At 70.3% G+C, this 12,836-nt stretch carries 9 protein-coding genes and 1 tRNA gene; 1 reads left to right on the top strand and 9 read right to left on the bottom strand.

The window, feature by feature from the left end; translation table 11 throughout:
* Window positions 1–234: 234 nt before the first annotated feature.
* From ACFWEP_RS22655 to ACFWEP_RS22615, 9 genes are all read right to left on the bottom strand, one after another.
* Entirely contained in the window at window positions 235–2,673 is a 2,439-nt protein-coding gene (locus ACFWEP_RS22655) for a Helicase associated domain protein (protein ID WP_387372257.1), read from the bottom strand.
* Window positions 2,674–2,785: 112 nt separating this feature from the next.
* Window positions 2,786–5,800: an AAA family ATPase gene (locus ACFWEP_RS22650; RefSeq protein ID WP_387372256.1), complete on the bottom strand. Its 3,015-nt coding sequence runs from the start codon at window positions 5,798–5,800 to the stop codon at window positions 2,786–2,788.
* A gap of 1 nt (window position 5,801) precedes the next feature.
* Complete coding sequence (locus ACFWEP_RS22645; protein WP_387372254.1) at window positions 5,802–6,971, bottom strand: exonuclease SbcCD subunit D; 1,170 nt, start codon at window positions 6,969–6,971, stop codon at window positions 5,802–5,804.
* A gap of 816 nt (window positions 6,972–7,787) precedes the next feature.
* Window positions 7,788–7,861: transfer RNA gene (locus ACFWEP_RS22640), tRNA-Met, on the bottom strand.
* Window positions 7,862–7,922: 61 nt separating this feature from the next.
* The gene (locus ACFWEP_RS22635) at window positions 7,923–8,495 is read right to left on the bottom strand and encodes a transcriptional regulator (protein WP_387372252.1); all 573 of its coding nucleotides are present in this window, start codon (window positions 8,493–8,495) and stop codon (window positions 7,923–7,925) included.
* On the bottom strand, window positions 8,495–10,066 hold the full coding sequence (locus ACFWEP_RS22630; protein ID WP_387372250.1) for a helix-turn-helix domain-containing protein: 1,572 nt from the start codon (window positions 10,064–10,066) through the stop codon (window positions 8,495–8,497). The genes ACFWEP_RS22635 and ACFWEP_RS22630 overlap by 1 nt, the downstream gene beginning before the upstream one ends.
* Entirely contained in the window at window positions 10,063–10,350 is a 288-nt protein-coding gene (locus tag ACFWEP_RS22625) for a helix-turn-helix domain-containing protein (protein WP_387372248.1), read from the bottom strand. Before ACFWEP_RS22625 ends, ACFWEP_RS22630 begins: the two co-directional genes overlap by 4 nt.
* Before the next feature lie 55 nt (window positions 10,351–10,405).
* Window positions 10,406–10,693: a hypothetical protein gene (locus tag ACFWEP_RS22620; protein WP_387372246.1), complete on the bottom strand. Its 288-nt coding sequence runs from the start codon at window positions 10,691–10,693 to the stop codon at window positions 10,406–10,408.
* Between the two features lie 207 nt (window positions 10,694–10,900).
* Window positions 10,901–12,217, bottom strand: coding sequence for a hypothetical protein (locus ACFWEP_RS22615; RefSeq protein ID WP_387372244.1), 1,317 nt, complete (start codon window positions 12,215–12,217; stop codon window positions 10,901–10,903).
* A 330-nt stretch (window positions 12,218–12,547) separates the two neighbouring features.
* Here ACFWEP_RS22615 and ACFWEP_RS22610 point away from each other — a divergent pair, with 330 nt between their 5' ends.
* Entirely contained in the window at window positions 12,548–12,811 is a 264-nt protein-coding gene (locus ACFWEP_RS22610; protein WP_387372243.1) for a hypothetical protein, read from the top strand.
* Window positions 12,812–12,836: the final 25 nt, after the last annotated feature.

Raw genomic sequence — 12,836 nt, 5'->3', positions numbered from 1 at the left:
GCCGATCGACGCACCCGGCCACCAGAGCGGGGAGTAACTCGCCCGCCACGGAGGCGAGTGTTGTGGGCCTGCTTCCAGCCGGGCAGCTCCTCGCCCTTTCGGCGCCGGTGCGGCATCACGAGCCGGGCGTCGATCCGTGCGGCGCGGCAGGCTGCGGCAGCGGGTTCAGCCCGAGCAGAAGAACTGCTTCGCCGCAGCGACCAGCTCCGCCGCGGTCGTGGCAGTCAGCGAGTGTCACGGGGCATCGGGCCCCTCTGCAGGGCGGAAGCCGGGGGCGGTGGTCCAGTCCGCCTGAGGAGCACTCCAGTCCTCCTGCAGAATCCGTGACATCAACTGTGCCTGGCTCAGAGGAAGTTGACCGGCCTTGCGCTTGGTGCTGGCCTTGGCGAGCCATGGGCCGATCATGACGCGTTCGCCGTCGACCTCGATCCACTCGCGGGCGCCGGGCGTGCGTCCCCAGCGCTCCACGAAGAGCTGGAGGATCTCGGCGGTCTGCGCGAACGTGCGTCGCCGCGGTGTCGGTGTGCCCGGTTCGCCCTTGGTGCCTTTCTGGTCGGGGGTGAGCCCGATGCGTGCGAGCAGGTCGCGCCGGCCGGGATCGAGCCGGTCCCAGGTGGTGAACTGGCGGTGCAGCCAGCTACCCGCCTTCACTCCATGGATGACCGTGCCGCGGCGCAGCGTGCCGGGGTGGCTGCCGGCTTCGAGGTGGCGTTTCAGCAGGTGGTACTTGCGGTGCCAGTCGGGGCCGTGCGGGAGTTTCCAGTCCGCGTCGAGGGCGGTGAGCTGGGCGTCGCGGACGGCGGTGAGGCGGCCCTTGCGGGCCAGGGCGCGCTGGTCGGCCAGGAACTGGCCGCCGGGCGCTTGCGCGGGGATGGCGAGGTGGCCGTGTTCGGCGTGGAAGGCCTCGACGGTGGCCAGGTGGCCCTGCCAGGTGGCCTCGTGGTCGTCCCAGATCATGCCGAGGGCCTCGAGCTCCGCGAGCCAGCTCTGGTCGAGGGCTCCGGCTTGGTGGGCGGTGCGCTGGCCGGTGATGAAACTGCCGAGGCGGTAGCCGTAGGCGTCCTCGTAGTCGGCGCTCACGCGCAGGTGGCCGTGTTCGGCGTGGTAGCGGACGGCGGCGGCGAGTCCGGCGCGGCGGGGGGCGGACAGGGCGGCGCCGCCGGCGGGCCACACCAGCAGGTCTAGGGCGCGGGCGATCGCCGAAGGGTCGAGGGTGTGGTCGAAGCGGAAGCGGCGGGTGATGTAGGTGTGGGAGTCGCGGGCGGGGTGCTGGTTCTTGCCGCGCGGGGCGCGGGCGGCGATGGTCTGGTCGTGGTGGCGCAGGGCGGCGGTGACCAGCCACAGGGCCTCGTACGGGGTGCCGAGGAGGTCGGTGGGGTCGGTGCCGGGCGGGATGTAGGCGGGGATGACGAGGCTGGCCGTCTTCGTCTTGAGGGTGGGGGGTTTGCGCAGGGCGCGGCCCAGCGCCTGGACGATGCGGCGGACGCTGGCGGTGCGGTCGGCGAAGACGACTCCGTCGACGGCCGGCAGGTCGACGCCTTCGCCGAGGATCTTGGCGTTGGCCAGTACCCCGCGGTCGGCGTCGGTGAAGCGGTTGATGATGCCCGCGCGGCGGCGGGCGTTGTGGGTGCCGTCGATGGACTGCACGACAACCTGGTCCGCCCAGTCGGGGCGCAGGTCGTCGGGGAGGGTGCGCAGGGTGTGGGCGAACTGGCGGGCGAAGTCGGCGGCGTCGGCGATCTGCTGGAAGTAGACGAACACGTGGCGCAGGTCCTGCTCGCGCATGGCCTTGAGGATGGCCAGGTGCAGGGCGGTGGTGCGGCGCGCGGTGGGCCCGGCCTCGGGATCGGTGAGGGCGGTGCGCAGTTCGGTGTCGGTGACGGTGGGGACGACGAGCTGGTAGTCGGCCAGGACGCCGTCGTCGATGGCGTCGGCGTGGGAGTAGGTGTGCAGGCGGGGGCCGAAGACCTTCGGCTGGTCCATGGTCGCCAGCAGGGCCGGGTCGTCCCAGGCCGGTGCGGTGGCGGTGGTGCGCTTGGGCTGCGCCCTGGTGGTGGGCGGCTCGGTCAGGCGGGGGGCTTCCCATACATACGGGGTGGCGGTGAGGTAGAGGCGGCGTTCGGCAGGGACGCGCTCGTTGTCGTGCAGCGCGGTCCAGTTCTTCTCCCAGGTGCCGGCCGTGGCGTGTGCTTCGTCCACGATCAGCAGGCCGAAGACGGGGGCAGGAAAGATTGCGGAGTGTTGGGCTTCTTCGATCTTGGACAGGGAGTCGTAGGTGAAGAACACCGTCGCCTTGGGGTGGCGGCCCAGCCAGTAGGCGAGGTACTCCCCCGCGTTGGCCGAGTCGACGTCGGCGTCGGCGAGGAGCGGGTGGGAGGCGGCGCGCAGCGAGGAGACGGTGATCATCGGCTCGCTGCGGCCGTCCGTTCGGGCGGCCGCAGCCCACTGCGCGACCAGGTCCAGGCTGGGCACCGCCACTGCCAGATGGCGCACGCCGAGTTCCTCGGCGACGCGCAGTGCGAAGAGGGTCTTGCCGGTACCGCAGGCTGAGACGGCGTGTCCGCGGGTGCGCGGGCGGCGCAGGTGGCGAACCGTACTGACGAGGCCCTTTTGCTGGTCCGTGCGCAGGACCAGACGCTCGGTGTGTTCTGTGGCAGGAGGGCGGGCGGTCATTGCACGGTTCCTCGGCATACGTGAGGGGCTGACTCGCGTTCATTCTCGCGTACAGCAGTGGTTGGGTGCAGCGGGTCGGCGGGTGGCCGGGGACCCGTGTTCTGCCGTGCGGTCATTCGGCCGTTTCGGTCAGGTGGGTGAGGGTGGAGCCGTCGATGTGCTTGGCGATGTGCAGGCGCTGGGTGATGCGGCGGCGGAGTTCGGGGACGTGGCTGATGAGTCCGACGGTGCGGTCGTGGGCGCGCAGGGAGTCCAGGACGTCGAGGACTTGGTGGAGGGTGTCTTCGTCTAGGGTGCCGAAGCCTTCGTCGATGAAGAGGGTGTCCAGTGCCTGGCCGCCTGCTTCGGCGGTGACGATGTCGGCGAGGCCCAGGGCGAGAGCCAGGGAGACGTAGAAGGATTCGCCGCCGGAGAGGGTGTCGGTGTGGCGTTTGTGTCCGCTCCAGGCGTCGAGGACCTTGAGGTCCAGGCCTGATTTGGCGCCTCGGGCGGCTCTGTCGTCGGAGTGGACGAGGGTGAAGCGGTGGTGGGACATGCGTGACAGGCGGGTGTTGGCGGCGTCGACGACGTCTTCGAGTCGGGCTGCCAGGACGTAGGACTCCAGTTGCATGCGGAGCTGGTTGCTGGGTGAGCCGCCGCTGATGAGGCCGTGGAGGTGATCGACGGTGCGGTAGGCGTCCTCGAGGGGTTCGAGTCGCTGGATCTGGGTGTCCATCTGAGCAGTGAGGGTGGCCAGGGTGGTTGTCCGGTCGGCGGCTTGGGTGGCGAGGGCTGCCGTGTGGGTGTGGGTCGTGGTGGCGGTGTTCAGTTCGGTGACGGCGTGCTCGAGGTCGGCCGGCGGCTGGGTGATGGCTGCCTGCAGTTCGGGGTCGGCGAGCCGGGCGGTCAGTACGAGGCGCTGTTCACGCCAGTGGGTGATCTCTTTGTCGATCGCGGTGAGTTCGTCGTCGGGCAGGCGGGCGGCGAAGGCGTCGGCCGGGGAGGTGAAGCCTGCCGTGTGCGCTGCCTGCTCGGCGAGAGTGGTGGCGCTGTGGCGGTCTGTGGCGGTTGTTGTCACGGTGGCTGCGCATGCGGCGGCGGTCTCGAGTCGGCCGGCGTGCTGGGTGAGGTGGGTGATGCGGTCGGCGAGTGTGGCGTGTCCGTTGAGGGCGGTTGCCAGGCGGTGGGTGAGCTCTTCGCGTTGGGTGTGCAGGCTGTCGTAGGTGGCGTCGGCGGCGCCCAGGCGTGCGGTTGCGGTGTTGCGGGTGTGTTCGGTGTCGGCCTGTTCTTTTTCCAGGAGGGTGAGTTGTTCGGCGGCTGGTCCGGCGTCGGCTGCTTGGGAGAGGGCGTCGGCGAGGTGTTGTGCGAGGTCGGTGCGGTGGGCGGTGAGGTCGGTGAGGGGGGTGTTGCCACCGGCTTCGCCGCGTGCTGTGGCGGCCTGTTCGTTCAGCTGGGCCAGGGCCTCTTTGGCGTTGTTCTCGCTCTGCTGGGCGTGGTTGTGGGCGGCTTCGGCGGCCTGTTCGTCGGCGGCGGTGGGCTGGCCTGGTTGGGCGGTGGCGGGTGCGGGGTGGGTGGGGGAACCGCATACGGGGCAGTCTTCGCCGTCGACGAGCCGGCCGGCGAGTTCGGCGACGATGCCGTCCGTGCGCCGGCGCCGGATGTCGACGTACGTTTGCGCGGCTTGCTCGAAGTCCTTCTCGGCCTGGCTGAGGACCTTGTGGGCGGCGCTGATCTGCTGGTCGAGAGCGTCACGGCGCCTGGCGGCTTCCAGCTGCTTTTCAGCGAGGTTGAGGGTGGGGGTGAGTTCGCGGCTGGTCTCCTGCGCGCTGCGGGCGGTTTCCAGGCGTGCGGCAAGGTCGGCGCGGCGTTGCGGGAGGGTGTTGAGCCATTGCTGGGCGTCGGTGAGGGTTTCGGTGAGCTGCTGGCGCTCGCGGTCGAGTGCGGCCAGTTCTGCCGTGTGGCGTTGGAGGGTGGCCTCGTCGGGCAGGAGTGCCTGGACGGCGCCGGTGGCGGCGTGCAGCTGCTGGCCGGCGTGGGTGAGGCCGGCGGTGTCGAGGGATGCGTGTTCGGGCGGCAGGAGGGCGCGGGCGCGGCTGTCGTCGTCCCGGGCACGGGTGTGCTCGAGGTCGGCGGTGTGTGCGGTCTCCAGGACGGATTGCAGTTGGTGGGCTTTCGCGGCACGGTCGCGGCGGTCGGCGAGTTCGTCGTGGTGGGCGGCCTGCTCGTGGAGCAGTTCGAGGTCGTGTGCGGTGGTGCGGTGGGCCTGCTGGAGACGGTGGAGGTCGCGTACGGCCTGTTCTGCCAGGCGGGCTTCGGCCAGCTGCTGTGCGGCGGTCTCGGTGTCGGTGTCGGCGGCGTCTTGGCGGGTGAGGGCTTGGTGGTGCAGGCCGGTGGCCCAGGCGCGGGCGGGTGCGGTGAGGGTGGCGGGGTCGTCGGCCCGGGGGGCGTTCCGGGCGGGTTCGAGGTCGTCGCCGGCTGCCTGCTGGATGCGTTCGGCCAGGCGCAGGACGTCGGCGCGGGCCTCGTCGCGCGTCTTGGCGGTGAGGGTTTTGCGGGTGGCGAGGAATTCTTCGATGAGGCCGAAGCGGCGGGTGCCGAAGAGGGTGCCGAGCAGGATGCGGCGTTCGGATGCGTCGGCGCGCAGGAACTTGGTGAACTCGTTCTGCGGGAGCAGGACGACCTGGCAGAACTGCTGCCGGGTCAGGCGCAGGAGGGACTTGATCTCTTCTCCGGCTTCCTTGTGGGACTTGATGATGCCTTCCCACCGGCCGTGTCCGTGTTCGTCGAGGACCCACTGGTGCAGGTAGGTTTCGGCCTTCTGGTCGACGAGCTCTGCACTGTTGCGCAGGTGGGGTCGCTTCTGGGCGGGGATCCTGCGGATCTGAAGGCGCTTGCCGGCCAGGGTTACTTCCAGGGTCACTTCGGTCAGCAGATCCGCGGGAGCGTGGTCGCTGCGCAGGCGCATGTTGCGTTCGTGGGGCGGCAGGCCGTAGAGGGCGAAGCAGATGGCGGCGAACAGGGTGCTCTTGCCGGCGCCGGTGTCGCCGTGCAGAAGGAACAGGCCGTCGGCGGACAGGGCGTCGAAGTCGACGGTGTGCCGACGGGCGAAGGGGCCGAAGGCCTGCAGGCGCAGGGAGTGCAGACGCATGTCAGACGGTTTCCTTCTCCTGGGCGCGCACGCGCATGTCGTCGACGGCCTCTTGCAGGAGGTCTGCCTCTGCGGTGGTGGGTGGGGTGCCGCGCACGGCGGTGATGAAGTCGTGGGTGATGTCGAGGTCGCCTCGGCCGCGTAGCCGTTCGCGGTAGGTGGGGGTGTCGGTGGCCTGTGCCGGGATGCCGGCGGGTACGTGCCGCATGTCCAGCGTCTTGGAGAAGCGCTGTCTGAGGCGTGCCATCGCCTCGTACGGCAGGGCGGTGTCGGTGAGGGTGGCCTGCAGCCAGGCTTCGTTGAGCGGTTCGTGTGCGGGGTCGGTCAGCAGGTCTTCGATGCGGCCGGTCAGCCGGGCCAGCGGCAGGTGGAGGCCGGCCGGGATGTCGTGGCGGGTGATCGTGGGGAGGCCGTCGGCCGGCAGGTCGGCCAGGGCGAGGGATTTGGTGTGGTTGGTCTCGGAGAAGGAGTAGGCCAGCGGGGAGCCGCTGTAGTGGATGCGGGGGTTGACGCTCTGCGGGCGGTGGAGGTGTCCCAGGGCGGTGTAGTCGATGCCGTCGAAGAGGTCGGCTCCGGCGTGGGCGATGCCGCCGACGCTGATGTCGCGTTCGCTGCTGCTGGTGGTGGCGCCGGTGATGAAGGCGTGGGCGAGGACGACGGAGCGGGTGCCCGGGCGGGTGGCGAGGTCGGCGCGGATGCGGTCCAGTGCGGAGGTGAGAACGGCCTGGTGGGAGGCGGTCTCGGCGTCCAGCTCGGTGCGTACCAGGGCGGGCTCGAGGTAGGGCACTCCGTAGACGGCGACGGGGCCGTGTTCGTCGTCGAGGAGGACGGGGCGGGCGGCGTCGGCGGGGTTGGTGCGCAGGTGGACGCCGGCTTTGGCGTACAGGCCGGAGCCGGTGCCGAGGCGGTGGGCGGAATCGTGGTTCCCGCTGATCATGATGGTGGGGATGCCGAGGTCGGCGAGCTGGTGCAGAGCCCGGTCGAACAGGCGTACCGCGTCCAGGCTCGGGATGGCGCGGTCGTAGATGTCGCCCGCGATCAGCAGGGCGTCCACCTTGTGGGTGCGGGCGGTGGCGCAGATGTGGTCCAGGACCTTGCGCTGGCGGTCGATCAGATCTTCCCCGTGGAACCGGCGGCCGAGATGCCAGTCCGAGGTGTGCAGGAACCTCATGGGCACAGACCGTAACCAGGGTGGTGGGAGCTACGGGCGGTTTTCCCGATAAACGGTCTTGTTTCAGAGGCTTGGGGACACGCGAGGGAGCGGTTTCTTCGCCTGCGCCGCCGGGTGGCGGAGCCGGACGCGGACTTCGGCCGGTAAGGGGGTGGCTGCTGTCTGCTCGGCGGTGTCCAGGCGGAAGACGCCCTCCACCCATGTCTTCGCGCAGCGCTGTCCCTTGACACCCTCGTCCTGCTGGTAGGTGCGGTCCTCGTCCGTCAGACGGTGTTCGCCCAGCAGGAAGGCCAGCGCTGCGGACCGCGCTCTTGCCGCCGTCGTTGCGACCGGCCGGGATCGTCGGGCTGGTGACCGGGGGTCCTGCGCATGGGTCAGCGGGCGGAATCCGCACGCGGAGAAGCGGATGAGGTGCTGGTCGAGCTGCTCCGTATCTCCCTGCTCCGCCGGGGCGACGGACGGGGGCGTGGCGTGCGGGCGTTACGCGTGCGGATGAGGTGCTTGAGGCCCCGGCGCGGGCAGTCATCCTAGAGGCACGTACAGCAACCGTGCCTCGTATTGCCCCAGTTGGCGTCTGGGCGAGGAGAGGCTGAGCCTTTCTCCTGAGGGCGGAACGCCGCACCCCGCAGGAGCCGGGGGCTGCACCGGCGCGGTCTCAGGGAACGTGTTCGACCAGTGTGAACCCAGAGTGCTCGGTTCCACACCTCGGGCAGGCCGCAAGGGCGGCCGGGCCTCCAGCCGGGCAGGAGGCGGACGTGGGCTCGTGCCGGGAACGCGGAAGAGCCCGGATCGTGTAGATCCGGGCTTCTTCGGCAGTAGCGGGGACAGGATTTGAACCTGCGACCTCTGGGTTATGAGCCCAGCGAGCTACCGAGCTGCTCCACCCCGCGTCGGTATCCCCACCGTACGCCATCCCGGCAGGCGCCGAAGACCACCTTCCGGCGCAGGGCTCTACGCGGCGAAGCCGACGTTGGTGACGTACTCGTACTGGCCCCACTGGGAGCCGAGGTCGACGATCGTGTCCTGCCACGCGGCGTCGAGGCTCTGGTGGTCGCCGGCCGCCCAGGAGCCGACGATTCGGTCCCAGCGGCGCACGTTCATCGTCCGGTACTCCACCACGCGCTGCAGCGGCTGTGGTACCTGGGACTGGTTGAGCGGGTGGATCTCCACTCGCGTTCCGCGTCCGTCGCGGTCGAGGCGCCTGAGGAGATGGCGGGCGACGTTGCGCCGGCGAACCGCCCGGTACACCTGGTCGATACGTTTCAGGTTGGCCTTGGAGGGGCGGCGTTCGCCCTCGAGCCAGGCTTTCAGCGTCCGGTGGGTCACTGTGAGTCCGGCGTCCTGCGCTGCCTTCAGGGTCTGGGCCGACTTCGTCAGATAGTGCAGGCGCGCCGTCCATCCACGCTTGGCGGTCACGGGCGTGGCGATGCCGCCCGCGAGTTCGTCGAGCTTGCGGGCGACGGCGTCGCTGCCCTTGATGCCTTGGGCGCCGAACCTTCCGAAGTCGATGTTCTTCTCCGGCACTACTCCCTCTCTCCTGCGTGTTCACCGGCGTCGGTTGCGGCGGTGTACGTGTCCTTGACCTTGACCTCGGTAACACTGCGCCCTTCGGCGAAGACACGGCGCCAGTCGCCGATGACGTGGAGTTCGTCGGTGCCCATCGCCCGGACGACGGCCAGGCCTTCGTCATGGGCCTTGAGCGCCTTGAGCCACAGATTGGCGAAGGCCTGGCTGCGGATGAGGTGCATCCAGTCCGGACGGTAGAGCTCCCGGTTGTAGTTCGACTCCCCCATCGTGGAGACGAACTTCGAGTACATCGCCTTCACGTACTCCAGCGTCACCGTATCGCCCTGCTCGATCGCCGTGTCGCGGGCGTCCTTCAACGCGATGCGGAACTTTTCCAGCAGGTTCTCCGTGGCCCCGGAGGTGTACGACTCGTGGATCTGAGGAGGCGCGCACAGCTGGTGCTTCGGGCCGGACAGGCGCAGCAGGAGGCGCAGCGTCGGCTCGGTGACCCACAGGGGGCCGGGCTCGTCCCTCTGGCCGATCGGGTTGGGCAGCACCGCTTCGTGCTCCCACTCGGGCGGGGTGATCAGGTGGACTCCGGAGCGACGGCGGTCGTGGGCCGGGCCGGTGGAGTGCTCGAGCTGGCCCAGGGGAAGGTGCGTCTTGAGGGCGGAGAGGTAAGCGCCGTTGATGTCGAGCGCGGTCACCTCGTGCCGGCCGGGCGGGAGTTCGTGACGGGTCCACTTGGGGCGGGCCTCCCAGATCTGGTCGGCGCCGCGCGCGGTCTGTTTCTTGAGGATGTCAGGGATCCAGGGGTGTGCGATCACGTCGTAGCGGGCGCCTTTGCGGGTCTCGTCCAGCAGTCGCATCGCGTCCGGGATCGCGCGCTTCAACAGCGCCGCCGTGGCTGCGTCGAGGTCGCCCCGGTGCTCGGTGAGCGCGCCCTGCACGGCATGGCGGATCAGGTCGACCGGGCCGGACGGCTCCTGGAACGCGTGGCGGGCCGGGTTTTTGGATCGCTGTGTCGCATGCGCCGGACGTGTCGTGCGCGGCGGCGGTTTCGGGGTTTGCGCGGTGGGCTGTTCGGCTGGCGGGGCGGGCGCGGTGGCGGGGGCTTCGGTGGCGATGGGCCGGCAGTCGGCCGGGGCCAGGTGCTGGGCGAACCCCGCCACGCGTTGTCCGGCCGGATGGCCGCACAGCACGCACGGTTCGGGTACGACGAGCGGTTCTACGTCGTCCCCGTCCTCGTCCTCGTCCTGCGCGGGATCCGGCGAAGACGAGGGGGTGACGGTCGCGGCTGTGTCTGGTGCAGGGGGCTGCTCCGCAGCCGGCGCCGCCTCGGTCTCGGTGGCGAGCTTGGTGTTCAGCCCGTCCAGCAGGTACGCGTATTTCGTGCGGATCTCGCCGGCCGGGTCCCGGCCGCTTTCCCATCCGCTGAGGGTTGAGGGGCTCACGCCGAGCGCGCGTGCCACCTGCGCCTTGGACAGCCGAGCCCGCTCCCGCAGCTCGCGGCGCACGTGACAGGGCGGGAGTTCGGCCTCCGGGCCGACAGTGTCGAGCAGCGAGTCGATCGCGTCGAAGTCGCTCACCGGCTCGTTCCCTTCGCTTCGGTCCGGACGGAACGGCGTCTGTGGGCGGGCAGCGCCTCGCACGCTCTGGTCGGACCCGCCAGCAGGTCCAGCGCGCCGATGCCGTAGTGCTCGGCCAGGAGGTCGACGTCGCGCAGGCTCCACGAGATGGCGCCCGACTGCCGGCGCGACACCTGCGTCTGCGTCAGCCCCAGCGCCCCCGCAACCGACCGCTGCGAGCCGCCCGTCACCTGCATCAGCGCGGCCACTGTCAGCCGCAGCGACTCCTCCAAGCTCAATCCCATGCCACCATCCTACCCGCAGCTATGCGACTATCGCATGTGAATCAGCCTTTCACTATCAAAGATGTATGAAGGCTTTCATCGTCAGATTCGCGCGGTCCCTGGCTTCTTTGATCAGCACTTCGACGAACCGCAGGGGCGGGATGCCGGGCCGCTCGTGCTTCGCCGTCTGCCAGGTGCTGGCCTTTCCCTTGCCGAGGTGGTGCGTGCCGGCCAGCTGATGGGTCGTGGGGCCGGTCGCCGCGACGAGGCGGCGGACCGTTTCCTTGAAGCCGCTGAGGGCTTCCCGCACCTTCTCGTCCTCGTCGTCTTCGTCGCAGAAGGTGTCCAACTGCTGTTCAGCCACTGGTTCTCACGGTCGGGTCCGGCACCTGGAAGTACCTCGACCGCCCCGAGCCCGGCTGCGGCCGCTGGCCCGCTCCGGCCTCCGCCGCGCTCACACGGCCCGGTCGCGCCCTTGTTGCGGGGGGACGCGACCAGGCTGACGCATCCGTGGCCGCGAGGATCGAGGACACGGCACGCAGGCACCTGAGAGACGAGTCGGCCTGGCAGGTCAGGAATCCGCAGGACTGCAGGTGGGCAGGCTGGAGCGGCCGGTGTTCACGTAGACCGCGGGGGCCCACTGGCCGGTGGGCATCCGGTACCAGATGCCGTTGCGAACCGGATCGGGCCCGCTGTAGGGCCCCTTCTTGTTCACGTCGATGACCCGGCCGCCCGTGACCTGGCACTTCACGGAAATCGCCTCGCCTGCGGGGTAGACCCCGGTGTTCGTTCCCTCGCCGCCGGCCTTGTAGGAGTCGTACACGTAGGTGGTGGGTGCGCCTCCGTTGTCCGTCCAGTCGATGGTGGAGGAGATCCAGGGCTGCTCGGCCTCGGCGGCGCCGCTCGTCCCGGAGCTCGTGGTGGTGCCGCTGCTCGTCGTGGAGGTGTTCGCGGAGCCGGTGGTGGTGTCCGTGCCGCTGGTCCCGCCGCCGCCCGAGGAGGACGAGGAGGTCGTGGTGCCGGTGGTGCCGCCCGTCGTGGTGGTCCCGGTCGTCCCATCGGTGCCGGACGACGCCCCGGAGGAGCCGGCGCCGGACGTGCCGCTCTCGCTGCCGGACCCGGTGGTGGTGCCGGGGACGCCGCCGCCCGGGGCGGTCGTGGCGCTGGAGGGCGCGGTGCCCGTCGGCGGGGCGCCCGGGTCGGTGGCGGTGGTGGGCGACGTCGAGGGCGTGCCGGAGGGACGGGTGGCGGAGGGGGCCGGGTCGCCGTCCGCGGTCTTCGATGCGGCCGGGTCCCTGCCCGGGTCCAGGAGGGTGTCGACGAGCAGGTAGCTTCCCGTGCCGAGGGCCAGGACGAGGACGGCGGCGGCAGGCACCGTGACGGCCTTGGGCCATCCACGCGCCCGGTCGAGGCCCGAGGACCAGACGGACCGGGGCTTCCCGCCGGGCGCCCGGGAGCCGGCGGGGGCGGAGGTGCGGGCCGGCGGCACGGCCGTTGCGGCCGTTGCGGCCGGAGCCGGGGGCGTCTTCTGCGCGGGAGGCTGGGGGACCTTGCCGCCGAGGCCCACGAAGGCTCTCTTCCAGAGCACGAGGACCTCGGGCAGCACCTCGGCGGCCCCGCCCATCTCCTCCTTGTTCTCGGCGGCGTAGTGGACGCAGACCCTGACGAAGAGCGTGACGTGCGCCCACTTCGGGGCGTCGTCCTCGTTGTTCGTCAGGTTCGTGAACGTGGTCTTCGACGGCGCGTCCCGGACGCCCAGGCGGTCGCGCGCGTACGGCGGGATCTCGCTGAACGGCGGTCCGTACACCTCGCGGAAGGCTTTGAGGACCTTTCGGTACTTCACCCAGGAATCAGCCTGGGCCAGATCATCACGTAGCTGGTCGATCATCGTGCGGTGAGCCTCCGTCGGACCCGGGCCTGATCGGCATGTGTGACCATGAATCATCCCAGCATCCGACACATGATCATTTCAGTGCTCTCACCCGACAAAAGGATCATGCCCGCCGGGGCGATCAGGGACGGTCGGCCAGCGCGGTCCGTAACGGTCGATCAACCGGCTGACCCGCATGAACAGTTCTGACCGCGTACCGGATCATCCAGGTACGGGTGAACGCTGGGCTGGCCGTCGCCCACTCCCTTGGATCGGTCGTACCGCACCACTGCGGTGAAGCACCCGCCCCGCCGGCGAAGGCTTCCGGACCGACCAAGGACGGCTTCCATGACCACCGCCACTCCCCCGCCCGCTGCCCCGCGCGACGAGACCGGGCGCCTGGAACGCGAGATCGAGCGCCTCCAGCGCAGGGCCCGGGTCCTCGCGATCCTCGCCGGCCTGCTCACCGGACTCGTCGGCGGCCTGATCGCGTTCACCGTCTCCTGGCACTACGGCGCGCCCGGCCTGGAGCGAGCCGCGTACGGCGGCGGGACGTTCGTCACGTTCTCCGCGTTCGTCCTCTACATCGAGGAGAAGCTCAGCCTCCTCTGACACGGCGGGCCCGACCGGGGAAACC

Origin of the sequence: Streptomyces sp. NPDC060198 (genome assembly GCF_042728415.1) — a bacterium.
Taxonomy (GTDB): Bacteria; Actinomycetota; Actinomycetes; order Streptomycetales; family Streptomycetaceae; genus Streptomyces.
The sequence above is the reverse complement of the archived record's forward strand: the minus strand, read 5'-3'. Positions and strand labels throughout refer to the sequence as shown.

Coding starts and splice junctions, on each gene's coding strand:
- ACFWEP_RS22650 (WP_387372256.1), bottom strand. CDS start 5,800: ATGCGTCTGCACTCCCTGCGCCTGCAGGCCTTCGGCCCCTTCGCCCGT.
- ACFWEP_RS22645 (WP_387372254.1), bottom strand. CDS start 6,971: ATGAGGTTCCTGCACACCTCGGACTGGCATCTCGGCCGCCGGTTCCAC.
- ACFWEP_RS22615 (WP_387372244.1), bottom strand. CDS start 12,217: ATGATCGACCAGCTACGTGATGATCTGGCCCAGGCTGATTCCTGGGTG.
- ACFWEP_RS22625 (WP_387372248.1), bottom strand. CDS start 10,350: ATGGGATTGAGCTTGGAGGAGTCGCTGCGGCTGACAGTGGCCGCGCTG.
- ACFWEP_RS22655 (WP_387372257.1), bottom strand. CDS start 2,673: ATGACCGCCCGCCCTCCTGCCACAGAACACACCGAGCGTCTGGTCCTG.
- ACFWEP_RS22610 (WP_387372243.1), top strand. CDS start 12,548: ATGACCACCGCCACTCCCCCGCCCGCTGCCCCGCGCGACGAGACCGGG.